Source organism: Streptomyces sp. NPDC059010, assembly GCF_042740355.1.
Classification (GTDB): domain Bacteria; phylum Actinomycetota; class Actinomycetes; order Streptomycetales; family Streptomycetaceae; genus Streptomyces.
This window is the reverse complement of the sequence record NZ_JBHYJA010000007.1, coordinates 40,003-66,574: the sequence shown is the minus strand read 5'-3', so window position 1 is coordinate 66,574 and position 26,572 is coordinate 40,003. Positions and strand designations below refer to the sequence as shown.

The 26,572-nt window shown below is 72.0% G+C and carries 23 protein-coding genes; 13 read left to right on the top strand and 10 right to left on the bottom strand.

Annotated elements, in window-relative coordinates; all coding sequences use genetic code 11:
• Positions 1-48: 48 nt before the first annotated feature.
• Positions 49-1,008, top strand: coding sequence for a hypothetical protein (locus ACFWYS_RS09100; protein WP_384765206.1), 960 nt, complete (start codon positions 49-51; stop codon positions 1,006-1,008).
• Between the two features lie 88 nt (positions 1,009-1,096).
• Here the strand turns inward: ACFWYS_RS09100 and ACFWYS_RS09095 are convergent, their stop codons facing one another.
• Positions 1,097-2,446, bottom strand: coding sequence for a diacylglycerol/lipid kinase family protein (locus ACFWYS_RS09095; RefSeq protein WP_384765204.1), 1,350 nt, complete (start codon positions 2,444-2,446; stop codon positions 1,097-1,099).
• A gap of 136 nt (positions 2,447-2,582) precedes the next feature.
• Here ACFWYS_RS09095 and ACFWYS_RS09090 point away from each other — a divergent pair, with 136 nt between their 5' ends.
• Positions 2,583-3,998, top strand: coding sequence for a DUF2252 domain-containing protein (locus ACFWYS_RS09090; protein ID WP_384765509.1), 1,416 nt, complete (start codon positions 2,583-2,585; stop codon positions 3,996-3,998).
• Here the strand turns inward: ACFWYS_RS09090 and ACFWYS_RS09085 are convergent.
• Positions 3,970-5,313 carry a cation:proton antiporter gene (locus tag ACFWYS_RS09085; protein WP_384765202.1) on the bottom strand — a complete coding sequence of 448 codons (1,344 nt, stop codon included), beginning with the start codon at positions 5,311-5,313 and terminating at the stop codon, positions 3,970-3,972. The genes ACFWYS_RS09090 and ACFWYS_RS09085 overlap by 29 nt on opposite strands.
• 190 nt (positions 5,314-5,503) lie before the next feature.
• Between ACFWYS_RS09085 and ACFWYS_RS09080 the strand changes: the two genes are divergently transcribed.
• From ACFWYS_RS09080 to ACFWYS_RS09060, 5 genes are all read left to right on the top strand, one after another.
• Complete coding sequence (locus ACFWYS_RS09080; protein WP_384765201.1) at positions 5,504-5,923, top strand: hypothetical protein; 420 nt, start codon at positions 5,504-5,506, stop codon at positions 5,921-5,923.
• A 106-nt stretch (positions 5,924-6,029) separates the two neighbouring features.
• A complete protein-coding gene (locus ACFWYS_RS09075) occupies positions 6,030-7,283 on the top strand; it encodes a hypothetical protein (protein WP_384765199.1) in 1,254 nt (417 codons plus the stop codon).
• A gap of 89 nt (positions 7,284-7,372) precedes the next feature.
• Positions 7,373-7,777, top strand: coding sequence for an SHOCT domain-containing protein (locus tag ACFWYS_RS09070; RefSeq protein WP_384765197.1), 405 nt, complete (start codon positions 7,373-7,375; stop codon positions 7,775-7,777).
• Positions 7,778-7,796: 19 nt separating this feature from the next.
• Positions 7,797-8,417, top strand: coding sequence for a GAP family protein (locus tag ACFWYS_RS09065; RefSeq protein WP_384765196.1), 621 nt, complete (start codon positions 7,797-7,799; stop codon positions 8,415-8,417).
• Positions 8,418-8,533: 116 nt separating this feature from the next.
• Complete coding sequence (locus ACFWYS_RS09060; RefSeq protein ID WP_384765194.1) at positions 8,534-8,953, top strand: SHOCT domain-containing protein; 420 nt, start codon at positions 8,534-8,536, stop codon at positions 8,951-8,953.
• Positions 8,954-8,989: 36 nt separating this feature from the next.
• On the opposite strand, the gene ACFWYS_RS09055 is transcribed toward ACFWYS_RS09060, so the two are convergent.
• The 3 genes from ACFWYS_RS09055 to ACFWYS_RS09045 all read right to left on the bottom strand — a co-directional run bounded on the left by ACFWYS_RS09055 (position 8,990) and on the right by ACFWYS_RS09045 (position 12,479).
• Positions 8,990-9,187: a hypothetical protein gene (locus tag ACFWYS_RS09055; protein WP_272115233.1), complete on the bottom strand. Its 198-nt coding sequence runs from the start codon at positions 9,185-9,187 to the stop codon at positions 8,990-8,992.
• A 55-nt stretch (positions 9,188-9,242) separates the two neighbouring features.
• The gene (locus tag ACFWYS_RS09050; RefSeq protein WP_384765192.1) at positions 9,243-11,942 is read right to left on the bottom strand and encodes a LuxR C-terminal-related transcriptional regulator; all 2,700 of its coding nucleotides are present in this window, start codon (positions 11,940-11,942) and stop codon (positions 9,243-9,245) included.
• A gap of 90 nt (positions 11,943-12,032) precedes the next feature.
• Positions 12,033-12,479, bottom strand: coding sequence for a MarR family winged helix-turn-helix transcriptional regulator (locus tag ACFWYS_RS09045; protein WP_384765190.1), 447 nt, complete (start codon positions 12,477-12,479; stop codon positions 12,033-12,035).
• 90 nt (positions 12,480-12,569) lie between these two features.
• On the opposite strand from ACFWYS_RS09045, the gene ACFWYS_RS09040 reads away from it, so the two are divergent.
• Together ACFWYS_RS09040 and ACFWYS_RS09035 are read left to right on the top strand one after the other, a co-directional pair.
• A complete protein-coding gene (locus ACFWYS_RS09040; protein WP_384765188.1) occupies positions 12,570-13,568 on the top strand; it encodes an NADP-dependent oxidoreductase in 999 nt (332 codons plus the stop codon).
• Between the two features lie 108 nt (positions 13,569-13,676).
• Entirely contained in the window at positions 13,677-14,105 is a 429-nt protein-coding gene (locus ACFWYS_RS09035; protein ID WP_384765186.1) for an organic hydroperoxide resistance protein, read from the top strand.
• A gap of 86 nt (positions 14,106-14,191) precedes the next feature.
• On the opposite strand, the gene ACFWYS_RS09030 is transcribed toward ACFWYS_RS09035, so the two are convergent.
• Positions 14,192-15,343, bottom strand: a complete 1,152-nt coding sequence (locus ACFWYS_RS09030; RefSeq protein ID WP_384765184.1) for a serine hydrolase domain-containing protein — start codon at positions 15,341-15,343, stop codon at positions 14,192-14,194.
• Positions 15,344-15,353: 10 nt separating this feature from the next.
• A complete protein-coding gene (locus tag ACFWYS_RS09025) occupies positions 15,354-17,930 on the bottom strand; it encodes a M14 family zinc carboxypeptidase (protein WP_384765183.1) in 2,577 nt (858 codons plus the stop codon).
• 183 nt (positions 17,931-18,113) lie between these two features.
• Between ACFWYS_RS09025 and ACFWYS_RS09020 the strand changes: the two genes are divergently transcribed.
• Complete coding sequence (locus ACFWYS_RS09020; protein ID WP_384765181.1) at positions 18,114-18,977, top strand: hypothetical protein; 864 nt, start codon at positions 18,114-18,116, stop codon at positions 18,975-18,977.
• 99 nt (positions 18,978-19,076) lie between these two features.
• Positions 19,077-19,877 carry an EI24 domain-containing protein gene (locus ACFWYS_RS09015; RefSeq protein WP_384765179.1) on the top strand — a complete coding sequence of 267 codons (801 nt, stop codon included), beginning with the start codon at positions 19,077-19,079 and terminating at the stop codon, positions 19,875-19,877.
• On the opposite strand, the gene ACFWYS_RS09010 is transcribed toward ACFWYS_RS09015, so the two are convergent.
• On the bottom strand, positions 19,867-21,129 hold the full coding sequence (locus tag ACFWYS_RS09010; protein WP_384765178.1) for a pyroglutamyl peptidase: 1,263 nt from the start codon (positions 21,127-21,129) through the stop codon (positions 19,867-19,869). The genes ACFWYS_RS09015 and ACFWYS_RS09010 overlap by 11 nt on opposite strands.
• Before the next feature lie 145 nt (positions 21,130-21,274).
• On the opposite strand from ACFWYS_RS09010, the gene ACFWYS_RS09005 reads away from it, so the two are divergent.
• Positions 21,275-23,713, top strand: coding sequence for a beta-glucosidase (locus ACFWYS_RS09005; RefSeq protein WP_384765176.1), 2,439 nt, complete (start codon positions 21,275-21,277; stop codon positions 23,711-23,713).
• 85 nt (positions 23,714-23,798) lie between these two features.
• Here ACFWYS_RS09005 and ACFWYS_RS09000 read toward each other — a convergent pair whose 3' ends face one another.
• Together ACFWYS_RS09000 and ACFWYS_RS08995 are read right to left on the bottom strand one after the other, a co-directional pair.
• On the bottom strand, positions 23,799-24,776 hold the full coding sequence (locus tag ACFWYS_RS09000) for an aldose epimerase family protein (protein ID WP_384765174.1): 978 nt from the start codon (positions 24,774-24,776) through the stop codon (positions 23,799-23,801).
• 10 nt (positions 24,777-24,786) lie between these two features.
• The gene (locus tag ACFWYS_RS08995) at positions 24,787-25,677 is read right to left on the bottom strand and encodes an SGNH/GDSL hydrolase family protein (protein ID WP_384765172.1); all 891 of its coding nucleotides are present in this window, start codon (positions 25,675-25,677) and stop codon (positions 24,787-24,789) included.
• Positions 25,678-25,933: 256 nt separating this feature from the next.
• On the opposite strand from ACFWYS_RS08995, the gene ACFWYS_RS08990 reads away from it, so the two are divergent.
• On the top strand, positions 25,934-26,428 hold the full coding sequence (locus tag ACFWYS_RS08990) for a DUF3145 domain-containing protein (RefSeq protein ID WP_384765171.1): 495 nt from the start codon (positions 25,934-25,936) through the stop codon (positions 26,426-26,428).
• Positions 26,429-26,572: the final 144 nt, after the last annotated feature.

Below are 26,572 nucleotides of genomic sequence, written 5' to 3'. Positions count from 1 at the left end.
AGCCGTGACTATCAACCTTCCCTGTGCGGAACTTAGTCTTCCCGCGTCATGGACTACTGCCACCCGTGCCGACGGCACCTGAATGGCGCCCTCGCCTGCCCCGGGTGCGGTGCCACGATCGAACAGCTCCACGTGTACGTGGACGCGGACGCGGGTGACGCGTATCCCCAGATGCCGCCCATGACCCAGGAGATGCCCGCTCACGCGGGTCAGTACGGCGGGCAGCAGGGTGGGCAGTACGGCGGGCAGTACGAGAGCGCCGGGTATGACGGCTACGGCGGCTATGGCGGCTACGGCAGTGGTGAGTACCGGGACGACTACGCCGCCGCCCCTGCGGGCGAGTACCCGGACGACAGCGGCGCTCGCGACGGCTACGGCGATGCCCGCGGCGGCCACGACGACACGCGTGAGCACGATGACCGTGATCGTGAGCACGATGGCCGTGCTGGCGACGACCTGGACGACGGCGACCTGGACGACGACGAGTCCACGGGCGGGGTGAGCCGTCGCGATCGCAAGGCCGCCGCGCATCGGCGCCGCCGTCGCCGGGTTCTGTTGATCACCGCCGGGTTCGTGCTGGCCGCGGGCGGTCTGAGCCTCGCCGAACTCGGCTTGGACGCCCCGGGGTCGGGCCCGAAGCCGGCGGCGGCCGGGGACGAGTCGGCGGAGGGCGCGGCCTCGGAGGAGGTCACCGCGTCCCCGGACGCGACGGACGCGGCGACGGGGGTGGACCGGAACTCCCCGTCACCGGATCCCTCGGCGTCTCCCTCGGCCTCGAAGTCGCCGAAGGACGAGGACGACAAGAAGAAGGACAAGGACAAGGCCGCCGACGAGGACGAGGGGTCGGACACGACGGGCGGCGGCGGTTCCGGTACGTCCACCTCGGCACCCGCTCCCACGTCCGACCCGCAGACCCAGGAGCCGACCGAGAAGCCGACCACATCGGTCCCGACCCCGGATCCGACACCGTCGGAGACGTGCAACCGGTTCCTCTGGTGGTGCACGTAGGCAGGCCGTTCCGCCGGTGGTGCGTGTAGCCGGACCGTTCCGCCGCTGGTGCGCGTAGGTCGTTGCACCGGTGGCGCCCGAGGGTCGTTCACTTTTGCAATGCCAGCCGCCCCAGTGCCCGCCAGTCCACCCGCGGTCTGGCCTCGGGCACTCCCGGCCGCTCCCGTGGTACCCGGACGCGCAGGGCGCCGGGTGCGATGCGGCAGGTGACGGGTGTGCGCAGCTGGAGGGCCTCGCCGTCGACGCCGACCGGGACGTCGGGGGCGTCGGAGTCGACCACCACCTCGCTCTCCGTCAGCAGGGTGAGCCCGCGCGCGTGCCCGCCCCGCAGCAGACCGGCCGCCTGCGCGGCGTTGTCGACCTTGACGCCGAGGACACCGAGGACCCCGGAGTCCAGCCGCGCCCGTCGGCCGAGCCCGGCCGCGTCGCCCAGCTGGTAGGGGTTGTTGCTGATCAGAACCCCTTGGGGCGCGTCGATGACCGAGTCGCCGGCGCTGACGGTCAGCCGCGGTCCGACCTGGTGGGTCAGCAGCTCCGGGAGCTCCCGCAGGATGGTGTGCACCTTGTCGTCGCGGTAGGCGGGGCTCTGCACGACCGCCGCGTACACCCCGAAGGACGCGTTGTTGACGAAGACGCGCTCGCCGATGAGACCGAGGTCGATACGGAGCTCGACGCCGTCGGTGAGGGCGTCCAGACAGGTCGACGGGTCGTCCCGGTCGAGGCCGAGGTCCATGGCGAAGTGGTTGCGCGTCCCGGCGGAGATCACCAGGAACGGCAGCCCGTGCCGCGCCGCCACCCCCGCCACCAGCGCCTGGGTGCCGTCCCCTCCCGCCACCCCGAGCAGGTCCGCACCCCGCGCCACCGCCCCGCGGGCCAGCTCCGCGACGTCCTGTGGGTGGGCCGGGTCGAGTACGGCGACCTCGGCACCAAGCGCCCGGGCCTTGGCAACGAGGTCGAACCGGCCCACCTTTCCGCCCCCCGAGCGGGGGTTCATGATGAGGAACGGCGCCATGGGCGGTGCGGCGGGGTGCTGCCGGGGAGCGGCCGGTGCGAGGCCGGCGCCGAGGGCGGCCCGTCCGATCAGCGCAGCCAGGAGCCACAGCGCCAGGGTCGCCAGCACGGCCCACAGCAGGCCGACCGTCGCGTAGCCCACCAGCACCGCGAGCGGCAGGAGTACGGCCAGGGCGGCGGCGAGCGCCCGTGCCGTGCCATGCCGGGAGAGGGCCCACCACAGCGCGGCCGCCGTGGCGGCGAGCCCCGCCACGCCGACGACGAGCAGCGTCAGGCTCCGTACTCCGGCGGACGCCAGCAGCAGGGCGATCGCGGCCGCCGCGACCAGCAGTGCCAGCCGCGCCGCCCACCGCTGGGCCGCCGCCCGGGGACGCCCGGCCGTACCGGACGTCCCAGATGTCGCGGCGGGCCTCCGTGAACCGTCCACAGGGGCATCGCACCGCCCGGGTCCCGGCCCCACATCACCTGTTCCGGGTGATCCCACAGGCGCGCCGGATTGTGACCATGCGGGCAGGCAAGGAGGTCCGGTCATGGCGACGACGCACGACGCTCCGCTCTCCCCGATGAACTCCCCGAGGAACGAGGGGCCGCTCTCCCCGGCCGAGCGCGCCACACTCGGCAAAGAGGCACGCATGCGTGTGCCGCGCTCTTCCCACGCCGTGTACGCGCCGGACGAGAAACGCCCGGACCCCGTGGACATCATCGAGCGGCAGTCCGCCACCCGGGTGAGCGAACTGGTCCCCGTCCGGTACGGCCGGATGCTCGAATCGCCGTTCCGCTTCTACCGGGGAGCGGCGGCGATCATGGCGTCCGACCTCGGCGCCAGTGCCCACACCGGGTTGTACGCCCAGCTGTGCGGCGATGCGCACCTGTTGAACTTCCGGCTGCTGGCCTCCCCGGAACGCCATCTCGTCTTCGACATCAACGACTTCGACGAGACCCTGCCGGGCCCGTTCGAGTGGGACGTCAAGAGGCTCGCCGCGAGCCTGGTGATCGCCGGCCGGGCCAACGAGTTCCCGGCGAAGAAGTGCGACGCCCTCGTGCGCGCCGGGGTGGAGGCGTACCGCAAGCGCATGCGGGAGTTCGCCGGGTGGCGCACCCTCGACGTCTGGTACGCGCGGGACGACTTCGACCAGATGCAGGCGTTGCTGGACGTACCGCTGCGCAAGGACGACGAGCAGCGGGCTTCCCGGGCCTCGGTGAAGGCTCGTTCCCGGACGAGTCTCCAGGCGGCCGCGAAGCTGACCCGGGTCGAGGACGGCGTCCAGCGGATCATCTCCGATCCACCCTTGATCACACCGCTCGACGAGCTCCTGGCGAGCGCGGAACGCGGGGAACTGGAACAGATGCTGCGCGATCTGGTCGCCGGCTACATGCGCACGCTGTCGTCGGAGCGGCGGCACGTGCTGAGCCGGTTCCATGTCGCCGACATGGCGCGCAAGGTCGTCGGGGTCGGCAGCGTCGGCACCCGGTGCTGGATCATCCTGCTGGTCGGCCGCGACGACGAGGACCCGCTGCTGTTGCAGGCCAAGGAGGCGAACGCGTCGGTCCTGGCCCCCTACTGCGGTGCGAGCGAGTACGAGAACCAGGGCGAGCGCGTGGTCACCGGGCAGCGGCTCATGCAGGCCGCCAGCGACATCTTCCTCGGCTGGGAGCACGTCACGGGCATCGACGGCCGTGAACGCGACTTCTATGTACGGCAGTTGCGGGACTGGAAGGGCATCGCCCGCCCCGAGACCATGGACGCCGAGACCCTGGCGCTGTTCGCCCAGATGTGCGGCGCCTCCTTGGCCCGCGCACACGCCCGCTCGGGCGACCCGATCGCCATCGCCGCCTATCTCGGCCGCAGCGACTCCTTCGACCGGGCCCTGGTGGAGTTCGCCCGGTCCTACGCCGACCAGAACGAGCGCGACCACAGGGCACTGGGCGAGGCGGTGGCCGAGGGCCGCGTCACCGCCCGGACCGACCTGGTGGCCTGATCCGGCGCCTGTCCGCCATGGACTCGACCACGGACTCGACCGGCACGGCCACGTCCTCCCGAAGCCCCCGCTCGCCGGCGGCGGCAGAGGCGCGCGCGTACCAGCGGCCGTACCGCCGGGCGAGAGCCGTGGCCGAGAGGCCCTCGAAGAGGATGCTGAGGCCGACGGTGACGGCGACCACCCGGCCGAGCGTCTCCGTCCCCGGCACGTGCTCCTCGACGATGAGCAGCGCCAGGACGACGGAGGCGAGGCCGCGCGGCCCGAACCAGCCGATGTAGGCGACCGTGGGCCTCCGCAGCCCGCTCCCGGCCAGGGCGACGGCCACCGGCAGCATCCGCACGACCGTCAGACTGAGCACCGCGTACAGGACGATCTTCCAGGTCAGATGCTCCAGCGCCGGGCCCAGCAGCACCGCCCCGAAGACCATCAGGCTGATCGACGCCAGCAGCGATCCGAGGGTCTCGGCGAACTCGGGCGTGTGGTCCGGGCCGTGCGGCACCGGCAGGCCGCCCGGGCGATGGCGGCGCAGGGCGTGTCCGAAGGCGAACCCGGCGACCCAGGCCGCGATGAAGCCGCTGCCGTCGGTGACGACGGCCAGTTCGTACGCGGCCACGGCGACGCCGAGCACGTACACCTGCCCCCAGCGCCGGGCGACCCAGTCCCGGGCCCGGGCGATCCGCAGCAGCCGTCCGCCGACGTCGCCGGCCAGCAGACCGAGGGCGCTGCTGAGCAGCAGGGAGCGCCAGAAGGCGCCCGCGATGCCTTCCTCCGCGTAGGAGGTGCCGGGGACACTGGCGGCGAAGACGATGAAGAACGGCAGGATCAGGCCGTCGTTCAGCCCGCTCTCCACGTTGAGGCCGTGGCGCACGAGCGGCGGCACGGTCGGCTCGGACATGGCCGTCTTGCCCACGGCCGCGTCGGTCGGCGCGAGGATCGCCCCCACCAGGGCCAGCTCCCACACGGTCAGCCCGGGCAGCAGCGGCCAGGCCAGCAGCCAGCCCGCGCCGATGCACAGCGGCAGCCCGATGCCGAGCAGCCGGCCGGGCAGGAATCCGCCGACGGTCAGGTCGGGCCGCCGGACGGTCATGGCGTCGGTGAACAGGACCAGGGTCAGAGCCGCCTCCAACAGGGCCGTGACCGGGGCGGCGTAGTGCTCGACGTCGATCACGTCGAGGAGGAGCGGACCGATGAGCAGGCCGCTCCCCGTGAACACGATCGCCGACGTGACCGGCGTGATCGACAGCCGGCGTGAGCCGAGGGCGTAGGCGGCGGTGACACCCGCCACCGCCAGCCCCGCCCAGGCACCGTCGCTCATCGCGCCGCCACCTCCTCAGGACCGGCGAGGACTGGCGAGCACTGGCGCCCCCGTTTCCTCGTCCTCATGGCAGCAGGACGGCGACCGGCCCGTCCTCACCCTCCGGGGGTGACGACGGGCGCGGCCCTCGGGGATCACCCTCGTGGTGTACGGCTGCGCGCCGCAGCCCGGTGAGGAAAGGAGGCCGGACATGGCCACCACCGCTACTCCCCGGCACCGAGAGGGGAAGCAGGTCGCCGCCACCGGCCTGACACTGTTCGCCGGAGTGATGCTGTTCATCGCCGGACTCCTCGACGTCTTCCGCGGGATCATGGCGATCGCCGAGGACGACGTGTACGTGTCCACCCCCAACTACGTCTTCAAGTTCGATCTGACCAGCTGGGGCTGGATCCAGCTGCTGTTCGGGGCGATCGCGGTGGTCGTGAGCTTCGGCCTGTTCGCGGCGAAGACCTGGGCGAGGGTCCTCGGCGTGGGCATCGCGGCACTGCTGCTCATCGCCAACTTCCTGTCCATCCCGTACTACCCGGTCTGGTCGCTCACGCTGATCGCGCTGTACGCGTTCATCATCTGGGCGCTGTGCGTGGTGAGGAAGGACCCGCTCGCCGACTAGCGGCGAGCGTGGTGCTCGCCCGAATGGGCCTGTTCGACATGCCGTTTCCGTGGTGCGCGGACGCAATTGAGGGGTAGGGAGGGGCCCCGGCAGACCAGGAGTCCGCATGAGCGCCGCGCACCAGACCTCCGCGCCCGGGCGGATCGCCCGTGCCACGGCCTCCGCGGTGCTGATCGTCGTCACCTGCATCCTGGTGCCGGTCGCACTGATCACGGTGTGGGTGCACGACATCGCCCTCGACACCGACCGGTACGTCGAGACGGTCGCCCCGCTGGCCACCGAACCGGCCATCCAGGACGCGGCCGTCAACCGGATCTCGGACGCCGTGGACACCCGGATCGACGGCGACCAGGCCGCCGGGGAGCTCGCCGACTGGCTGAAGTCGCAAGGGCTGCCGCCCAAGGCGACCGCAGCGATCCGGGGGCTGGGGCCGCAGATCGACTCGGCCGTGGACGGCGCGGTCAACCGGGTCGTCACCCGGATCGTGCACAGCGACGCCTTCGCCACCGTGTGGAAGGACGCCAACGAACGGGCCCACAACGCCGTCGTGCACGCCCTCACCGGAGAGGGCCGGGGCGCGGTGGGGGTCTCCGGCGGCACGGTCACCCTCGACGTCGGCACCCTCGTCGAGCAGGTGAAGAAGGAGCTCGTCGACGCGGGTCTGTCGCCCGCCGCGGCCATCCCCGACGTGAACAAGCAGCTGGTGCTGTTCCAGTCCGAGGAACTGGAGAAGATCCGCGACGGCGCCCACCTGCTGGACGTGGTCGGCCACTGGCTGCCCGTCCTCACCGTCCTGATCGGCGTGGCCGGGGTGCTGCTGGCCCGCCGACGGCGCCGGGCGCTGGCCCGTACCGCGCTGGGCGCCGCGTTCGCCTGTCTGGTGGTGGCCATCGCCCTGGTCGTCGTACGCCGCTTCTACCTGGACCACCTCCCGGCCGCAGTGCAGTCCGACGCGGCCGCGGCGGCCGTCTTCGACACACTGCTGCGCTTCCTGCGCTACGCCCTGGTCACCACGATCGTGCTCGGCGTCGTGATCGCGCTCGGCGCCTATCTGATCGGCCCCGGCCGGCTGCCGGTGGCGATCCGCCGCGGCGCCGACCGCACCGCCGACTCGCTGGCCGGCTGGGCCGACGGCCACGAGATCCGGGCCGGCCGGGTCGGGGTGTGGGCGCAGACCCACCGCAGGTCGATCACCCTGTCCGTGCTGGCCGTCGTGGCCTTCGTGTTCGCGGTGTGGAACCGCCCCACCGCCATCACCACCGTGGTCTTCGCCCTGGTCCTCGTAGCGATCCTGGCGATCCTGGCGCTGCTCGCGGCGGGCGGCCGGGTCGAGATGGCGAGGGCCACCCGTGAGGGGTGATGCCGGATGGACCGGCCCGGCGCATCGTGAGGGTCTCTGGCACCCACGAGCCGCGCGGGCGTCGCGGCGGCCGGCCTGCGGAGGCGACCATGGACTATCCCCTGCTCAACGTGTTCCTCACCATGCTGTGGTTCTTCCTGTGGATCATGTGGATCATGCTGCTGTTCCGCGTGGTCGTCGACATCTTCCGGGACGACACGCTCAGCGGCTGGGGCAAGGCGGGCTGGACGCTGACGGTGTGCGTGCTGCCGTTCCTCGGCGTCTTCGTCTACCTGATCGCCCGCGGGCGCGGCATGGGCGAGCGGGAGCTGCGCCAGGCGCAGGACCGGGACCGGGCGTTCCGCGCCTACGTCCAGGAGGCCGCCGCCGGACCCGCGCCGAGGGCGCCCGGCGCCAAGGCGGACGAACTGGGCAAGCTGGCCGCGCTGCACGACAAGGGCGCCATCAGCGACGCCGAGTACGAGCGGGCCAAGTCCAAGGTCCTGACCGGCTGATCCGGGACGGGGTGCCGACGTGGACGGCCTGAATGTGCTGCCGCTGGCCGTGACCATGATGGCCGGCCCGCAGATCATGTCGGCCATCATCTTCGTCACCACACCCCGGGCCGTCCGGGTCTCGCTCGGCTTCCTCACCGGGGTCGCCGTCGCCACCACCGTCGGCACCGCGATCACCCTGGGCCTCGCCTCCCTGCTGGACCTGGGCGATCCCGGCGACTCCGGATCCGCCGGCAAGATCATCCAGTATGTGCTGGTCGCTCTGCTGGCGGCGGCCGCGATCAAGAACTGGGTACGGCGGGAGACCGTCCAGCCACCGACATGGCTGGGCACGCTCATGTCGGCGGGCCCCGCGCAGGCCCTGAAGGTCGGCCTGCTCGTCATCCTGCTGATGCCGTCGGACATCATCGTCATGCTGACGGTGGGCACCAACCTGTCGCAGGCCGACGCGAACTTCGCCGCGGCGCTGCCGTTCATCGGGGCGACCGTGCTCATCGCCGCGCTGCCGCTGCTGTTCCTGCTGGCGTTCCACCACCGGGCGGTCGCCGCGATGCCGCACGTGCGGGACTGGATGAACACCCACAGCTGGCTGATCAACATCATCGTCTGCGCGATCTTCATCGTGCTGATCCTCGCGTGACGCGACACCCCACCCGCTCCGGGTGATGCCGTCGGGGGCCGACAGGCGCAGCGTGGAGCACGACAGGGTTGGAGCGCCGCCGCGCCTCTCGCGGCGGCCGGTATGTGGAGGCAACAGTGGACTACCCGCTGCTCGACGCGTTCCTGACCATGCTCTGGTTCTTCCTGTGGGTCATGTGGTTCGTCATGCTGTTCCGGGTCTTCGGCGACATCTTCCGGGACGACAGCATGGGCGGCTGGGCCAAGGCGGGCTGGACGGTCTTCGTCTGTGTGCTGCCGTTCGTCGGCGTCTTCATCTACCTGATCGCCCGCGGGCGCGGGATGGGCGAACGCGACATGCGTCAGGCACAGAAGCAGGAGCAGGCGTTCCGCTCCTACGTCCAGGAGGCGGCCGCCGGCGCCCCCGCGACCGGGGCCGGGGCCGGGGCTGGGGCGACCCGGGCGGACGAGCTCACCAAGCTCGCCGGGCTGCACGACCACGGCGACATCACCGACGCCGAGTACGAGCGGGCCAAGGCGAAGGTGCTCGCGGGCTGAGCCCCCGCGGTGGCCGCCGGCGGTTCACCCGGCGGCTCACTCCGGGACCTGGCGGAACTCCACGATGCGCAGTCCCAGCGACTGGAACCGGATCAACAGGCCGTACAGATGCGCATCGTCGTTGACCTGCCCGTACAGCACGGTCTGGTGGGGGACGACGAAGCTGTCCAACTCGGGGAACGCCGTGGTCAGGTCGTCCGACATCTGTCCGTCGATGCGGATCTCGTAGCGCATGTCCTCATGCTGGGCGACCTGGCGACGGACAGCATCACCCGGGCGAGGTGACACATCAGAGCAGCCCGGACTCGCGGGCCCGGCGGACCGCCTCGCCGCGCCGGGTGGCGTCGAGCTTGCGGTAGATGCTCTTCAGATGGGTCTTCACCGTGTTGACCGACAGATGCAGATCGGCGGCGATCTCCTCGGTGGACATCAGCTGGGCCAGCCGCTCCAGGACGTCCTGTTCCCGAGCGCTGAGCGGCTCCGGGCGGGAGCCCGGATACGCGTTCCGGGGCCGTGCGGCGCCGGGTTCTCGCGCGAGGGTGCCGGTCAGCCAGGCGTGCTCGCGGGCCAGCGCGGGCCGGTGCAGCAGCAGCCGTCCGAGCCACGGCCCGGCCTCCAGGAACGGCCGCCGCAGATGATGTGGACGGGCCGCGGCCAGGGCCCGCAGCAGCAGGCCCTCCGCGGCGGCCGACTCGCCGAGCGCGTCCACGGCCTGCGCCCGGGTCAGCAGCACCCGCACGTCGATGGCAGGACCCCGGTTGTGGCGGTCGGGAAGCCGGTCCAGGATCCGCAGCGCCCGTTCGCCGCCGCCCGCCGCCACCCACGCCCGCGCCTCGGCCACCAGGCTCTCTGGACCGTGCGCCGGCCGGTCCTCGAAGACCCGCACCGCGGACTTCGGATCACCGTCGGCCAGATGCGCCGCCGCCGTCGCCGTGGCGATCCGGTCGCTCACCCACGCCGAGGGCTCGGCGGAGACCAGGGGCTGTTCCGCCAGGTCGTCCAGGGCCAGCAGGGCCGACCGGGAGTCCCCCCGCGCGCACAGCAGCCGGGACCGCAGGACCGCCAGCTCGGCGGCCACGATGGGATCGCGGGAGGCGGCGGAGGTGGCGGCCGCCTGGTCGAGATGGCCCTGCGCCGCCGCCAGGTCGTCCCGGTCGATCGCCACGGCGGCCAGGACGAGCTGTGCCATCCCGGTCCGGTCGGACACCGGCAGCCCCGAGTGCTCGGCCTCGGCGATCGCGTCCCGGGCATGCGCCTCGGCCCGGCCGGGCCGTCCGTGCAGGAAGTCGATCAGCGCCAGCCTGCTGAGCGCCTCATGCCGGGGGAAGGCCGTCGCGGGCCCCTCGGCGGCCCGCACGGCGTCGGACAGCGTCGAGCGGGCGGCCTCGAAGCGGCCCGCCCACAGCTGGGCCGATCCCAGGTCGGTGAGCATGAGGGCGGTCAGCTCCGGGGACTGCCCCAACTGGCCGTCGGGCAGGGCGCGTTCGGCCTCCGCGGCCGCCCGCGCCGCCGTCTCCGCCATGTCCGCCGAGCCCGCCACCCGGGCGGCCAGCACCCGCAGCACCGCACAGCTCAACCGCACCGCGGCGCCGTCGCCCGAGTCGCCGTCGGGCAGCTGCTCCTCCGCCCGCCGCAGATAGGTGACACCCCGGTCGACGTCGTGCCGGGCCAGCTCACGCGCCGCACGCACCAGATCGGGCGCGGGCCCCGACACCTCCGGCGCCATCCGGGCGAACAGACCGTCCAGCCGCTCGGCGGCCAGCCCCGTCAGCAGCCGGCCGATCGCCAGATGGTCGATGAACTCGGCGGCGGCCAGCTCCCAGTCACCCGCGTCCGCCGCGTGCGGCAGAGCCTCGTCGAGCAGCCCCGCCCCGATCAGCCACTTGGCCGCCGTACGGTGCAGCTCCGGCTCCAGGCCGGGATGGCGGACGCCCAGATGCACCCGCAGGATCTCGGCGAACAGCGGATGCAGCCGGTACCAGGAGTGCCCGACGGGCTCCACGAACGCGTTCGCCCGCTGCAGCTCCTCCAGGATCGGCTCCGCGTCGTCCCGCCCGGTCAGGGCGTTGGCGAGATCGGGGTGCGTCTCCTCCAGGATGCTGGTGCGCAGCAGCAGGTCCTGGGTCTCGGCGGGGTGCACGCGCAGCACCTCGCCCAGCAGATAGTCGGCGACCGTGCTGTGCCCGGCCTCGAAGTCCTTCAGGAAGCTCTCCGGGTCCACGGCCCGCTGCGCCGCCAGCGTGCACAGCCGCAGCCCCGCCGCCCAGCCCCCGGTGCGCTCCGTCAGCATGCGCGCGCCCTCGGCCGACAGCGGCAGCCCGTGCCGGTCGACCAGGGCCGACGTCTCCTCGGCCCGGAAGGCCAGGTCGTCGGCGCGGATGTCGACGAGCTCACCGGCGGCCCGATAGCGGTGCAGCGGCAGCAGCGGTTCCGTACGGCTGATGATCACCAGGCGCAGCCCCGCACCGGCATGGCGCAGCACGAACTGCAGCCCGTCGGCCACCTCGGTACAGCCCGCCACCCGGTCGAACTCGTCCAGGACGAGGACCACCCGCGACTCCCGCCCGTTCAGCCAGGCCGCCAGCCGGGCCAGCAGTGAGTGGTCCACCTCGCCGGGGCGGGCCGGGCTGCCGATGTACTCGGGCAGGGCGACGCCGTGATGGCGGAAGGCGTGCAGGACATAGGCCCAGAAGACACCGGGCGCGCTGTCCTGCGGCTCCACGGTCAGCCAGGCCACGTCCCCCGGGTCGAAGGCCGTGATCCAGTCGGCGACCAGCAGTGTCTTGCCCGCCCCCGCAGGGCCGTTGACCAGCGTCAACGGACTGCGCGCGCCTTCGGCGAGCTGCTCCACGAGCCGCTGTCTGCGCACGAACGTCCCGGGGACCGTCGGCACGGCGAGCCGTGCGGCGAGCACCGGGTCACCGTCCGGAGTGACCGCCTTCACGCCGGGATCGCCGTGGCCGTCTCCGACTCCCACGGAGTGCGACATCACGCCCATCACAGACCTCATGGATGGCCGAACGAAACTACACCCACCCCACGATCGTCGCCCCGCACCAGACGACCCGCAAGCGACGCGTCAGGACGCGGTGTCCACGCCCAGCATCCGGCGCAGCAGATCCCGCAGGGATTCCCGCTCCTCGTCGGACAGTCCCGCCAGCGGCTCCCGGGCGAACCGCAGGCCCTCGCGCAGGTCGCGGGCCACCCGCAGCCCCTCGTCCGTCACCGCGGCCACCTTCACCCGCCGGTCCGAGGGATCCGGCCGCCGCTCCACCAGGCCGCGTCCCTCAAGCCGGTCCACTATCCCGGTCACGTTCGACGGCTCGCACTTCAGCTTGTGCGCCAGCTTGCGCATGGGCAGCGGCTCCAGGGACAGCAGACTCAGCAGCCGCGCCTGCGCCCCGGTGAGGGCGTACTCGCCGGCGGCGTCCTCGTAGTCCGAGTAGAAGCGGGCCACCACGTCGCCGATGAGCTCGACGACCTCCATGGTCAGTGCGTCGGGCCGGGTCTTGTGAGGAGTGGACATGCGCCCCAGCCTACCTCGTTACTTGACAACGTGAAATATTGAGGAGCATGGTTGTTTCAGGTACTGAAGTAAATCTGAAAGGCAATCGTCATGATCAACCGCGAATGGCACCTGCTCAGCCGTCCCGTCGGCTGGCCGAAGCCCGAGGACTTCGCCCTGGTCGAGGCGGCGATGCCGACCCCCGGTGAGGGCCAGGTGCTCGTCCGGAACAAGTACCTCTCCGTCGACCCGTACATGCGCGGCCGCATGTCGGCGGCCAAGTCCTACGCCGCCTCCTTCCAGCTCGGCAAGGTCATGCAGGGCGGGGCCGTCGGCGAGGTCGTCGAGTCAAACGCCGAGGGTATCGCCGTCGGCGACCATGTCCTGCACTTCTTCGGCTGGCGCGAGTACGCGGTGATGGACGCCACGGCCGCCGTCAAGGTCGACCCGGAGGTCGCGCCGCTGAGCACCTACCTCGGCGTCCTCGGCATGACCGGCCTGACCGCCTACGCGGGCCTGCTGCGGACCGGCGCCTTCAAGGAGGGCGACGCGGTCTTCGTGTCCGGCGCCGCCGGTGCCGTCGGCGGCCAGGTCGGCCAGATCGCCAAGCTCAAGGGCGCCTCGCGGGTCATCGGCTCCGCCGGGTCGGACGAGAAGGTCAAGCTGCTGGTGGAGGAGTACGGCTTCGACGCCGCCTTCAACTACAAGAACGGCCCGGTCTGGGAGCAGCTCAAGGAGGCCGCCCCCGACGGCATCGACGTCTACTTCGACAACGTCGGCGGCGATCACCTCGAAGCCGCGATCGGCGAGCTCAACCTGGGCGGCCGTGCCGTGATCTGCGGCATGATCTCCCAGTACAACTCGACCGAGCCGCCGCCCGGCCCGCGCAACATGGTCAAGATCATCCAGAACCGGCTCCGCATCGAGGGCGTCCTGGTCGGCGACCACTACGACCTCCAGCCCCAGTTCGTCCAGGAGGTCGGGCCCTGGGTCGCCTCCGGGCAGCTCAAGTACCGCGAGACCGTCGTCGAGGGCATCGAGAACAACCTGGAGGCGTTCCTCGGGGTACTGCGCGGCGACAACATCGGGAAGATGATCGTCAAGCTGTAGGTCTGCCCGAAGGTCTGTGCTGGATTTCCGGCATGCGGTAACTTCTTTCCGAATTCCGTCGCGATCGTGGGCGCGAGTCGCGGCGGACCGAGGAGGAGAAGACACCGCATGTCCAGCACCCCCATAGGTCGAGCCGATGTCCTGTACACCGCCGTCGCCACCGCCGAGAACGGCCGCGACGGCCGGGTCGCCACCGACGACGGCAGGCTCGACGTCGTAGTGAACCCGCCGAAGGAGATGGGCGGCAGCGGTGCCGGCACCAACCCGGAGCAGCTGTTCGCGGCCGGGTACAGCGCCTGCTTCCAGGGAGCGCTCGGCGTCGTCGCCCGCCAGGAGAAGGCCGACGTCTCCGGGGCCACCGTCACCGCGAAGGTCGGCATCGGCAGGAACGACGACGGATTCGGGATCATCGTGGAGATCTCGGCGGCGATCCCGGCCGTCGACACCGAGACCGCCCGGGCGCTGCTTGAGAAGGCCCATCAGGTCTGCCCGTACTCCAAGGCGACGCGCGGCAACATCAGCGTGACGCTGCTCTGACGCCGTTCGTTGCGTAAGCGGAGGCCGCACCCCTGGACGTGGGGTGCGGCCTCCGTCGTTGCACGGGCCGGTCGGCCGGTGTCGGGTCAGCCCGCCAGCGCCGCCGCGTGCGCCGCCCTCACCAGCCGGTCGTTCTCCGGCGCCGCCCCGCCCGGGAAGGCGTAACGCCGACGGGTGTAGCCGTAGGCCAGTCCGCTGCGCGGATCCGCGAACGCCTGCGAGCCCCCCGCCCCGCTGTGGCCGAAGGCCCCGGCGCCCAGGAACGGGTACCAAGGGTCGTTGACCGCGTGGAAGCCGAGGCCGAACGACTTGTGCGTGCGGGCCACCAGGTCGTAGCCGGACGAGTGGATCTGGCCGACCTCGGCGATGGTGTCCGGCTTCAGCAGGGGCGGCTGTCCGGCCACCTCGCTGATCGCCGCCGCGTACATCCCGGCGAGGCCACGCGCCGCGGCGACCCCGCCCGCCGACGCGGGGCCCTTGGCGCGCACCGTACGGGAGTTGGCGTGGTCCAGCAGCTCGACCGGATCCGGCACCTGCATGTTGAACGCGATCGACGCCAGGCTGTGCGGACCCGTCGGCTCCGAGTCCAGGACCGCCTGCTGCTCCGGCGTGGGGGCCATCGGCCGCACCGAGCGGTATCGGGGCTCCAGCGCCTCGGGCAGCCCGAGGTGGAGGTCCAGGCCGTACGGCGCCCGGATCCGGTCCTCGTACACCTCCTGGAGCGTGCGCCCCGTGGCCCGCCGGACCACCTCGCCGGCCAGCGCGCCGATGGTGAACGCGTGGTAGCCGAAGGCCGTGCCGGGGCGCCAGAACGGCCGCTGGTCCGCGAGCCGTTCGGCGATGGCCCGGTCGTCGGCCAGCTCGGCCTCGGTGAAACCGGCGTCCAGGCCGATCAGCCCCGCCCGGTGCGAGAGCAGCTCGCGCAGCGTCACCGCGCCCTTGCCCTCGGCCGCGAACTCCGGCCAGTAGTACGTCACCTTGCGGTCCAGCTCCAGCGTGCCCTCCTGCACCAAAAGCGCGACCACGAGAAACGCGGCGCCCTTGGTGGAGGAGAACACGCCGTAGAGCGAGTCGGGCTCACAGCCCTCACCGGCCCACAGGTCGACGACCTTCCGGCCGTGCACATAGGCGCACAACTGGCCCTCGTAGTCGGGCCGTTCACCCGCCACGAACGCGGTGAACTCCTCGCGCACCGTCTCGAAGCCGTCCGCGACCGTGCCGTGGATCACTGGCGTCATCCGCTCTCCTCTATCTGCTGCCGGTGGCCTGCGCCACGCTGAACAACGCCCTGCCGACCTGGGCGAATTCTCCCTTGGGGTGATCCCGGAAGAGGGGCTCGGTGCCGAACAGAACCGCCCGCGGGCCGCTGATCACCGATGCCCGGCCGGCCGCGTCCGCCGGTCCGCCGGAGCCGTCCTGCGCGGGGCGCCAGTGCCCGGAGACCAGTGGGTTCCCGGTCGCGTACGACTGCTCCACCCGGACCTTCGGGCCGAGGTCCGTGAACCACACGGGCGCGTACACGAAGCCGTGGTCCGGGGCGCCGGACATCAGCGCGCCGGCCGAGTTCCGCACGCGCACCACGCCGTTGGCGTCCCCGTTGCCCTCGACCGGCTTCGCGGCCAGCAGACCGGTCGCCGAGCCCAGCGCGGCGCCGGTGACCCCACGGCCGACCAGGCCGTGGCCGGCGAGGAAGGCGTCCAGGGCGGTGCGGGCCTCGCGGGTCAGGCCGGTGTGGTCGAGGTCGGTCGACGCGAACAGGACGTCCACCGACGACCAGTCGAAACCGGCGTTCAGCAGGTCCGTCGAGACCGGAGTGACCTCGAAGTTCATCTCCCGCAGCGCGAACAGCTCGCCCGGCGTGACGGCGGCGGCCACGCGGGTGCGGTGGAGCGGGGTGGTGCCGGTGAGCTTCGTGGTGCGGAAGGCGACGTTGTACGTACGTGCCGCTTCCGCCGCCTGCTTGCGCGCCGAGCCCGGCACGATCGCGCTGCCGTCCGCGGCGCCGCGCGCCCTGACGCCCTTGCGCAGCAGGGAGTTGAGGGCGGCCACCTCGGCGGGGTCGTCCAGACGCAGCCGCAGGTCGCCGCGCGGGGCGACGTAGGAGACCGGTGCCGCCGCACGCACGGGGAGCAGGACGCCGTACGGCACACCCGGCAGGGTGCCCACGGACGCGCCCCACAGGCGGCCGAGGCTCCAGCCCGAGATGTCGTACATCACCGAGACCTTGTCGCTGATGTCCCGCCCGTCCGCGAGCAGCGCGTTCGCGAGGCCGCGCTTGGGCTGGTGCATGTCGATGACGTACGAGCCCCTGGGGTACGTCGTTCCGGCGAGGCGGAAGGGGTGGGCGGCGCGGGTGACCCGTACGTCGTTGGCCAGCAGGTGGTCCACGAGGCGGGCCGTGGTGGTGCCTGCGGCCGGGAGGACGTAGGCGCGGGGGAAGGTGGTCGTGTAGACGTCCTCCGGGCCGATGCCGGGCACGCCCGGTACGGTCTGCGGCGACACCGGCACCTGGGCGGCGCCCGCGGCTCCGCGCCGGAAGACCTCGATCTGGTCGGCGAGCAGTGAGGCGCGCCTGGACCGCACGAAGTCGAGGGTGGCGCGCAGGGCGGCCCCGGCGACGTCGACGTTGATCGCGGACCGGCGGCGCAGTTCGGGGACCGGCAGGGTGTCGTACTCCTCGTTGTTCACCGCCAGCGGGATCTCCACCGTGTGCGCGGCGACCGTGCCGTGGAAGGCCGCGTACTGCGGGGTGAAGACCGGCGGCCAGTCGTCCCAGCCCTCCGCCTGGTCACGGAACGGGATCTGGGCCGGTTCGACACCGTCCTCGGCGGGCGTGTAGCCGAGGCCGTTGACGGCGGACTCCATGCCGAGCGCGTTGGCGTAGGTGTTCTTCAGGAACAGGTCGTACTCGTAGTTCTCGCCGTGCGGGGGAGTGGTGGGCTCGATGAGGGTGCCGTTGACGTAGCCGTGCAGGTCGAGCATGACGGCCGGCTGCTTGTCGACCATGATCTTGCGCATCGCCCGCACCTCGGGCTGCGAGGCGGTGACGAAGTCCCGGTTCATGTCGAAGCCGTTGGCGTTCGCGCGGGTCCCGGCGATCCGGCCGTCCGGGTTGGCGGTGATGTTGAAGTACAGGCGGCTGTGGGAGAGGAGGTCGCGCGTGCGGCCGTCGTCCGCGGTGGCCAGCTTCTCGATGAGCTTCAGGGAGGCGTCGGTGCCCTCCCACTCGTTGCCGTGGATGTTGTTGTTGAGGAAGACGGGGGTCTTGTACGTCTTCCTGAGCCCCGGGGACTTGGCGGCGAGCGCGGGCGCGTCCTCGATGAGCTCGCGCATCCGCGCCTGGGCCCGGCTCTGGCGGGCCGACTCCGGGGCGGTCACGGTGACGAGATACAGCCGGTGTCCGCCCGCCGAGCGGCCCGCGACCTCGACGCTCACCCGGTCGCCGAGGGCCTGAAGGGTGTTCAGCTTCGGCGCGATGGCGTGGTACGGGGTGAGGCCCAGCTTGATGGACTTGTCGGCCGGGTTCTCGGGGTCCGGCGTGAGGACCCGGCGGCGGGGGTAGCCGCGGCTGTCGTCGGCGATCGGGCCGGTGGCCTCCCCGGCGCCGGCCAGGGCCCGTTGGGCGGCGCTCGCCGGTGTAAGCGCCGCATGCCGGTCGAGCGCGGCCTCGCGGTGCACCGGCGGGCCGGGCTTCGCCACGGCCGGCTGCGGGGCGAGGAGCAGGGAGCCCGCCGTGCTGAGGGCGAGGGCGGTGAACAGAACGGGTCTGGCAGGAACGGGTCTGGCAGGAACGGGTCTCGCAGGAACGGTTCTCGTGGTGCGCACCTGTACCTCCTCCGGAGCGTCCAAAGATCGGTACGGCGAGGTGTACCTGTTCGACTCAACGGCAACAAGAGGGAGTTGTCGTCACGGTTGCCCCGGACGGCCCCTGCCGGGGCGTCCGGAGGGGCATGCTGTGAGCGGCACCGGCGGTGGAAGGACGAACGGCTCAACGGTGAGGAGAGCCCCATGGGCACGATTCCTTCGCTCCCCAGCAGGGACGACGTACTCCGCATGGCACGCAGCACGACCGACATCACCGGCCAGCTCCTGGACACGGCCGGGAACATCACCCGTATCGCGATCAACACCTTCGACCCCAGAGACGGTTCGGGCGCCGAGGTGCTGCGCGTGCTGCGGCAGACCACCGCCGAACTGGCCGAGGCGAGCGAGTCGCCGCAGGCCCAGGAGGCGTTCTACCGCATCGTCGAGACCCTCACCCGTCTCGGTGCCAGCGGGGCACCTCTCGCCGTCCACCCGGTGAGCGAGCCCGCGCAGGCCCTGCTGACGGCCCTGGGCGACAGCCTGATGCCGGTCCTTGACGCGGTGGAACCGGCCGTGGAGGAGTTCGCGGCGGCGCTCGGCGAGCTGGTCGAGGCGACCTCGCCGCTGCTGCCGGCGACGGCGGGCGTCGCCGCGGGCGTGCTGCTCGCCCTGACGCCGCTGCTGCGGTCCGCGGCGGAGGTCCTGCGCGAGTCGTCGCCGGAGCTGCGCCGTATCGCCGACGCGTTGACGGCCGCGCTCGCCCCGCTGATGCCGCTCCAGGTGGCCCTGGCCGAGCGCGCGGCCGCCGCCGGCGCGAACGTCGTCCGGGTGACCCTGCCGCCGCTGGCCGACCTCACGGAGGCGGCGGCGGCGACCACGAAGGCGGCCCGCCCGGTGCTGATCGCGGGCGAGGAGTTCCTGGTGGCCGGGCTGGAGCGGATCCAGCCAGCGCTGCTCGCCGGGGCCTCGCACGCGGGGCGGCTGGCCCGGGCGGTGGCGGTGCGGGTGTCGGCGGCGGTGAGCCCGGCGGCCGAGCAGGGGGTGGTGGTGGCGGTGACGCCCGGATGAAGGGCGGGACGGCGCCCACCTTCCCCCGGCGGCCCACGGTGACCGTGCCCCGAAGGGACCGTGACTCCCATGTGACAAGGCCGGACTAGAGTTCCCATCATGCGCGATCTTGGTGCCGGTTTCAGGTATCTGCTCAAAGGCCAGCGATGGGTGGCCCGACACGGCAAGCAGTACGAGTTCGGCCTGATCCCGGGCCTGATCACCCTGGCCCTGTACGCGGCTGCCCTGGTGGCCCTCGCCATCTGGGGCGAGGCCTTCGTGGCCTGGTCGACGCCGTTCGCCGACGACTGGTCGAGCCCCTGGCAGGGCCTGTTCCGCGGCTTCCTCACCGCCGTCCTGTTCGCGCTGGGCCTGCTGCTGTCCGTGGTCACCTTCACCGCGGTCACCCTGCTGATCGGCCAGCCCTTCTACGAGAAGCTCTCCGAGAACGTCGACCGGGACGTCTCGCCCGACGGCACCGCCCCCGAGTCCGGCCTGCCGCTCTGGCGCGAGCTGTGGATCTCCGGCCGCGACAGTCTGCGGGTCGTGCTGCGCGCCGCCCTGTGGGGTGTGCTGCTCTTCGCCCTCGGGTTCATCCCGGTCGTCGGCCAGACGGCCGTACCGGTGCTCGGTGTCGTCGTCACCGGCTTCTTCCTCACCGAGGAGCTCACGGCCGTCGCCCTGCAGCGCCGCCGCGTCGAACTCCGCGACCGCCTGGCCCTCCTGCGCTCCCGCAAGACCCTGGTCTGGGGCTTCGGCACGCCGCTCGCCGCGGCCTTCCTGGTGCCGTTCGTCGCGGTGTTCCTGATGCCGGGTGCGGTCGCCGGGGCCACGCTCATGGCGCGGGAGCTGATGGGCGAGGAGACCGAGGAGGAGGGCGCGGAGGCGACCGCACCCGGCGGGGAGACCGTCAGCTGGTGACCGGGCTCTCCGCCGCCGCCTTCAGGATCGCCCGGACCTGGGCGATGATGTCCAGCCGGTTCCGTACGAACTCGGGATCGGTCACCGACCCCGTCGCCGGATCCGTGTTCCCCGCGCCGAACTGCAGCACCGGCGTGTGCACATGCCCGCCCGGCAGTGTGTCGTGCAGGCCGAGCCGGTCACGGAGCAGCGTGGCACGGTAGGCGATCTCGTTGGACAGGTAGTCCCCGCCACCTCCGGCACGCGCGGTCGAGCCGGGCGTCGGCCCGTCCGGCCGTACGACGGCCTCGGTACCGCCCGCCGGGATCTCGGTCACGCTCGTGTTGTCGTACACGGGGAACCGTCCGGTGTTCGCGGCGACGATCTTCGCGTACGGCAGGGTCGTCGTCGTCCACTGCGGCTGCGAGGCCGGATCGGGGACGGGCACCGTCTCGGTCCGGCTGATGTTGTCGTTGTCCGGGAACCCGCCCCGCCAGGCCCCGTTGGTCCGCTCGACGTCGAACCGCCCGACCCGCCCCTGGCTCACGGTCGTGAACAGATCGACCTTCGGCAGATACGGCCGCAGCGTCCGCTCCACGGTTCCGTCCGCGAAGTCCTGCCAGCGCACCGGGAACACCACGGTCTCCACCCGCGCCGGCCCCTTCGCCGTCTCGACCACCGTCCCGTCGAGCGCGAGCGCGGTCGCGCCGGACGGGTTGGAGATACGGATGTCCCGGTCGAGCGTGAACGGGTCGAAGCCGGTGACGAGGATCCGCTTGATCCCGTGACCGCCGTGCGGATAGCGGACATCGGCGTGCCCGCGCGAGGCCCGCTCCAGCTCTCCCAGCAGCGCGGCCCGCTGCCCCTCACTCAGCCCGAACTCCGGCTCCCATCCCCGCACTTCGCGCGTCATCGACAACCGCGCCCAGTACAGCGGCCGGTCGTCATCCCGGCTCAGATCACCCCCGGCCGGCCCCCGCCCCTGCGCCCGCTCAACGGCCCTGCGCCACAGCGCCGACCCTTCCCGTACGACGACACGCCGGGCCTGGGCGTAGGAGCCCGCGGCGCCGAGATCACGGGCGAACTCCGCCGCCGGGGCGTCGAATCCGGAGCGGCGCAGTATCTCCTGCGGAACCGCCTTGTCGAGTCGCTGCTCCTCGACGGTGGGAGCGGCGGCCGTCCCGGCGGCGGCAGCGGTCCCCGCCGTCGGGGCCGAGAGACCGGCCAGCAGGGCCAGGCCGAGGACGCCGATCCGAACACGTATGGAATTCAAGGGAGTTACGGTCCTTCCGTCACGGTGGGGGGTGAGGCAGAGCATCCGTCGTGCGGGACGCCGGAAGTATCGCGTGACGGGAGAGGTCTACGCCATGGCCGGGCAGGATGGAGGTGTCCGTGGACTTCGACGAGGAGGCACCCACATGGCGGGAACCCGTACCCAGGCCGACGCAGCGCGTGAGGCGGTCGTCGAGGCCGCGCTCGGTCGGCTCGGTCTCGATGCGAAGGCGCGGTTGCTCTCCGGGCAGGACACGTGGACGTTGCCCGCGGTCGCCGAGATCGGACTGGAGTCCCTTGTCATGTCCGACGGGCCGATCGGTGTCCGGGGTGTGCGCTGGACCGCCGACGACCCGTCCGTCGCGCTGCCCTCGCCCACCGCCCTCGCCGCCGCCTGGGACCCCGCGCTCGCCCGCCGCGCGGGCACCCTCCTCGCCCAGGAGGCCCGCCGCAAGGGCGTCCATGTGCTCCTCGCCCCGACCGTCAACCTCCACCGCTCCCCGCTCGGCGGGCGGCACTTCGAGGCGTACAGCGAAGACCCGTTCCTGACGGGGACGATCGGTGCCGGGTATGTCGCCGGCGTGCAGTCCGGCGGTGTCGGCACCACCGTCAAGCACTTCGTCGCCAACGACGCCGAGACCGAGCGTTTCACCGTCGACAACGTCGTCTCCGAACGCGCCCTGCGCGAGCTCTATCTGGCGCCCTTCGAGATCATCGTCGAGAACGCCCGCCCCTGGGGCATCATGACCGCCTACAACACGGTCAACGGCACGACGATGACCGAGCACCACCACCTCGTGAACGAGGTCCTGCGCGGCGAATGGGGCTTCGACGGCTACAACGTCTCCGACTGGATGGCCGCCCGCGACACCGTCGGTGCCATCGAGGGTGGCCTCGACGCCGCGATGCCGGGGCCGCAGACCGTCTACGGTGCCGCCCTCGCCCAGGCCGTACGGGAGGGCAAGGTGGCCGAGGCCAAGGTCGACGACGCGGTGCGCAACGTCCTGCGGCTCGCCGCCCGCGTCGGCATCCTGGACGGCGCCGAGCCCGCCGTCACCGAGTACCCCGAGACCGTCGACGGCCCGGACCTGGCCCGCGAGATCGCCCGCCGCTCCTTCGTCCTGGTCCGCAACCACAACGCCGCCCTCCCGCTACGGCCCCACGGCACGGTCGCGCTCATCGGAGCCGCCGCCCGCGACGCCCGCGTCCTCGGCGGCGGCTCCGCCACCGTCTTCCCCGCCCGTGTCGTCTCCCCGCTCGACGGCCTCACCGCCGCCCTCCCCGACGGCACCCTCACCTACGCCGTCGGCGCCGACCCCAACACCGAACTCGGCATCGCCGACAAGGGCTTCGACCTGCGCGCCGTGTGCCGGGACCGCGAGGGGAACATCCTCGGCAGCGGCTCCGCCCCGGCCGGGCACATTCAGTGGACGGGCCCGGACCTCCCCGACGGCGTCACCCACGACGCACTGCACACCGTCGAGCTGACCGGCACCTTCACCCCGCGCGACACCGGCCCGCACACCTTCGGCATCAAGGGCATCGGTGCCTTCACCCTCACCGTCGACGGCACGACGTACTACGACGACGTCCAGCGCCCCGCCAAGGACGACCCCTTCATCACCTTCTTCGGCGCCCCCGTCCCCCACGCCCACCCCGAACTCACCGCGGGCCGACCCGTCGAGGTCTCCCTCACATACGTCGTCGAGTTCCCCGAGCACATCCCGATGAAGGTCGTGAGCTTCACCCTCTGCCACCAGGAGCCGCGGCGCGACCCCGACGAACTGATCGCCGAGGCCGTCGAGGCCGCCCGGAACGCCGACACGGCCGTCGTCGTGGTCGCCACCACCGAGCGCGTCGAGTCCGAGGGCTTCGACCGCACCGACCTGACACTCCCCGGCCGCCAGGACGACCTGGTCCGCGCCGTCACCGCCGCCAACCCCCGCACCGTCGTGGTCGTCAACTCCGGCTCCCCGGTCGAACTGCCCTGGCGCGAGGACGTCGCCGCCGTGCTGATCGGCTGGTTCCCGGGACAGGAGGGCGGCGCGGCCCTGGCCGACGTCCTCACCGGCACGCACGAGCCGGGCGGACGTCTGCCCACCACCTGGGGCTCCCTGGCCGACGCCCCGGTCACCGAGGTCGTCCCCGCGGACGGTCGGCTCCCGTACACCGAGGGCGTCTTCATCGGCTACCGGGCCTGGGAGCGGGCGGGCCGGGTCCCGTCGTACCCCTTCGGGCACGGCCTCGGCTACACCGAGTGGACGTACGAGTCCGCCGAGGTCCGGGGCACGACGGTGACGGTCCGGCTGCGCAACTCCGGTGCGCGTGCGGGGCGCGAGGTCGTGCAGGTCTATCTGGCGCCGGGCGGGCCGGACACCGACCGCCCGGCGCGGTGGCTGGCCGGGTTCGCCGGTGTGGAGGCCGGGCCGGGGGAGAGCGTCGAGACGGTGGTCGAGCTGCCGCGCCGGGCCTTCGAGATGTGGGACGAGGAGACCGGTTCATGGATCTTTGTGAAGGGTTCGTACGAGATCCAGGTGGGGCGCTCGATCGCCGACCGTCGGGTGGCGGCGACGATTAACGTCTGATGCGGGAGAAGTGCCCCAGGAACAGTCCCGGTCCGGGTCCTGACGCCCCGGACCGGGGCTCCGGGGCCACTCGGGCGCCCGTGAACTACCGGACGCCGAAGCCGTACACCGTCTCCGAGCGGTACACCTCGCCCGGCCGCAGCACCGTGCTCGGGAAGTCCGGCCGGTTCGGGGAGTCGGGGAAGTGCTGGGTCTCCAGCGCGATGCCGTCGCCGGGGGCGAAGGGCTCGCTCAGATGGTCCGCGGTGTAGAGCTGGAGGCCCGGCTCGGTGGTCGCGATCGTCAGCACCCGCCCGCTCGACGGGTCGTACAACTCGGCGACCAGCTCCGGACTCTCCGTCACCCCCTTGTCCAGCACGAAGTTGTGGTCGTACCCGGCGCCGACCTTCCGCGCCTCACGGAAGTCGAAGCGGGTGCCCTCGACCTCGTCCGGCGAGCCGGTCGGAATGAGGTCCGCGTCGACCGGTGTGAACCGGGAGGCGGCCAGCCGCAGTTCATGGCCGCCCGCGTTGCCCGACTGCGCTCCGCCGAGGTTGAAGTAGCTGTGGTTGGTCAGATTCACCACGGTCGGCGCGTCCGTCACCGCCTCGTACGCGATCCGCAGCGAGCCGTCGGACGACAGGGTGTACGTCGCCGAGACCTCAAGACGCCCCGGGAACCCCTCTTCGCCGTGCGGGCTGACCCGGCTGAGCCGGACCCCGTGCTCGACCGGCGTCACCTCCCACACCCGCTTGTCGAAGCCGTGCACACCGCCGTGCAGGGAGTTGGGCGCGTTGTTGGGTTCGAGCGCGTACGTCAGGTCGTCCAGCGGGAAGCGGCCGCCCGCGATCCGGTTGGCGTACCGGCCGATGAGGGCGCCCAGATAAGGCCCCGGGTGGGACAGATAGCCGTCCAGACCGGCGAACCCCAGCACCACGTCCGCCGCCTGCCCGTCCCGGTCCGGCACCTGAAGCGACTGCACGATCCCGCCGTACGACAGCACCCGTACCCGTACGCCCGCGCGCTCCAGGGTCCAGCGGTGGATCTCCGTGCCGTCGGAAAGTGTGCCGAAGTGTTCGCTCATGAGCGAAACCCTAATTCGTCACCGTCCGGTAGGCGATCTCCGCCAGTCGCGCCTGACCGTTCACACTCGGGTGGAACCAGTCCCACTGGCTGAGCTGCGCGACGCCGAACCGGAAGTCGTACACCGCCCCGTCGTCGAACCGGCAGCGCCGGTCCTTCGCACACACCTGCTCCAGCACCTTGTTGTACGCCTCGACCCGCTCCTGCACCGTCGCACGCCGCTCGTTGGCCGCCGCGGTCAGCGCGTCGGGGTCGCTCAGCATCGACGGGCAGATACCGAGCTTCCACACCTGCTTGCCCATCGCACTGGTACGGCCCTGCTCCCACAGCCGCTTCAGGTTCGGCACGCTCGCGACATACACCTGGGCCTTCGGCAGCGCGTCCCGCAGGGTGCTCATCGCGTCCTCGAACTGTGTCCGGAAATCGGCAACCGAGGTCATCGCGTCGGCGGTGTCCCGGCAGGCGTCGTTCGCCCCCGCCATCACCGTCACCAGTTCGGGCCTGCGCAGCGCCGCCTGTGCCATCTGCCCGGGCACGTCCGCCATCCGGGCCCCGGTCACCGCGTAGTTCCAACTCCGCTCGGCCGCCTTCGCCTTCCCCAGCAGGCGTACGGCCAGACTGTCGACGTCGGCGCGGCTGCCGGTCGCCCACGACACCTCGGGGCAGTCCGACAGGACCGCGCAGGCGTCGAAGCCGGTCGTGACCGAGTCACCCACCGCCGCGATCGAGGCGGGGCTGCGGTCCCAGGCGGGCGTCGGCTTCGGCGACGGCCGCGCGCTCCGCGCCTCGGTCCCCGACGGGCCCTCCGCGTCACCGCCGACGGCATCGCAGCCGGCGACACCGAGCACGGCCGCGGTCACCGCGGCCAGAACAGCGCGCGAAAGGTCCCGTCGCTTGCGCATGCCCTGGTCCATCCCCTCGCTCGGCCCCGTCATGGTCTCCAACCAATAACAACGCACAAGGGTTCCCACCGCGCTCATGCAACGGCTCACACCCGTACAAGCGTCCTGCCGGGTGAATGGCGGGCGTTTGGCGGCATCGGGACGGACGGTACGTCACACTCCTTGCGCCGCCGCACGGTAGCCTCGCCATCAACGTGGCTGCCCGGCCACGATCGTCCGCCAGTTCGCAAGATGCCCGCTCTGCCCGGAGGTACCGGTGACGACACGTGGGGTTCTGTACGTGCACTCCGCGCCGCGCGCGCTGTGCCCGCACGTCGAGTGGGCCGTCGCCGGCGTGCTCGGCACGCGCGTCAACCTCGACTGGATCCGGCAACCCGCCGCACCCGGCACCTGGCGCTCGGAGTTCTCCTGGCAGGGCGAGGTGGGCACGGCCTCCAAGCTGGCCTCCGCCCTGCGCGGCTGGCACCTGCTGCGCTTCGAGGTCACGGCCGAGCCCTGCCCCACCGCCGAGGGCGAGCGCTACAGCTGCACTCCCGACCTGGGAATCTTCCACGCGGTGACGGGAATCCACGGCGACATCCTGATCCCCGAGGACCGGCTGCGCGCCGCCCTGGCCCGCTCCCAGCAGGGCGAGACGGACCTGGAGGCGGAGATCGCCAAGCTCCTGGGCAAGCCGTGGGACGACGAGTTGGAGCCGTTCAGATACGCGGGCGAGGGCGCGCCGGTGCGCTGGCTGCACCAGGTGGTGTAGCGCCCGGACATGTGACGGGACATGCGATCGGACATGCGATCGGACATGTGAAGAGCCCCCCCCCTTCGGGGGGGGGGCGCGTCACAAAAGTTTGGATTCTGCGCAGATAGTCCAGTACGCCCCCACCACCTTTTTGCCCCCCCA

Excerpts from the sequence above, each read along its gene's own strand:
- ACFWYS_RS09100 (WP_384765206.1), top strand. The coding sequence starts at position 49 with ATGGACTACTGCCACCCGTGCCGACGGCACCTGAATGGCGCCCTCGCC.
- ACFWYS_RS09090 (WP_384765509.1), top strand. The coding sequence starts at position 2,583 with ATGAACTCCCCGAGGAACGAGGGGCCGCTCTCCCCGGCCGAGCGCGCC.
- ACFWYS_RS09085 (WP_384765202.1), bottom strand. The coding sequence starts at position 5,313 with ATGAGCGACGGTGCCTGGGCGGGGCTGGCGGTGGCGGGTGTCACCGCC.
- ACFWYS_RS09080 (WP_384765201.1), top strand. The coding sequence starts at position 5,504 with ATGGCCACCACCGCTACTCCCCGGCACCGAGAGGGGAAGCAGGTCGCC.
- ACFWYS_RS09075 (WP_384765199.1), top strand. The coding sequence starts at position 6,030 with ATGAGCGCCGCGCACCAGACCTCCGCGCCCGGGCGGATCGCCCGTGCC.
- ACFWYS_RS09070 (WP_384765197.1), top strand. The coding sequence starts at position 7,373 with ATGGACTATCCCCTGCTCAACGTGTTCCTCACCATGCTGTGGTTCTTC.
- ACFWYS_RS09055 (WP_272115233.1), bottom strand. The coding sequence starts at position 9,187 with ATGCGCTACGAGATCCGCATCGACGGACAGATGTCGGACGACCTGACC.
- ACFWYS_RS09050 (WP_384765192.1), bottom strand. The coding sequence starts at position 11,942 with ATGTCGCACTCCGTGGGAGTCGGAGACGGCCACGGCGATCCCGGCGTG.
- ACFWYS_RS09045 (WP_384765190.1), bottom strand. The coding sequence starts at position 12,479 with ATGTCCACTCCTCACAAGACCCGGCCCGACGCACTGACCATGGAGGTC.
- ACFWYS_RS09040 (WP_384765188.1), top strand. The coding sequence starts at position 12,570 with ATGATCAACCGCGAATGGCACCTGCTCAGCCGTCCCGTCGGCTGGCCG.
- ACFWYS_RS09035 (WP_384765186.1), top strand. The coding sequence starts at position 13,677 with ATGTCCAGCACCCCCATAGGTCGAGCCGATGTCCTGTACACCGCCGTC.
- ACFWYS_RS09030 (WP_384765184.1), bottom strand. The coding sequence starts at position 15,343 with ATGACGCCAGTGATCCACGGCACGGTCGCGGACGGCTTCGAGACGGTG.
- ACFWYS_RS09020 (WP_384765181.1), top strand. The coding sequence starts at position 18,114 with ATGGGCACGATTCCTTCGCTCCCCAGCAGGGACGACGTACTCCGCATG.
- ACFWYS_RS09015 (WP_384765179.1), top strand. The coding sequence starts at position 19,077 with ATGCGCGATCTTGGTGCCGGTTTCAGGTATCTGCTCAAAGGCCAGCGA.
- ACFWYS_RS09005 (WP_384765176.1), top strand. The coding sequence starts at position 21,275 with ATGGCGGGAACCCGTACCCAGGCCGACGCAGCGCGTGAGGCGGTCGTC.
- ACFWYS_RS09000 (WP_384765174.1), bottom strand. The coding sequence starts at position 24,776 with ATGAGCGAACACTTCGGCACACTTTCCGACGGCACGGAGATCCACCGC.
- ACFWYS_RS08995 (WP_384765172.1), bottom strand. The coding sequence starts at position 25,677 with ATGCGCAAGCGACGGGACCTTTCGCGCGCTGTTCTGGCCGCGGTGACC.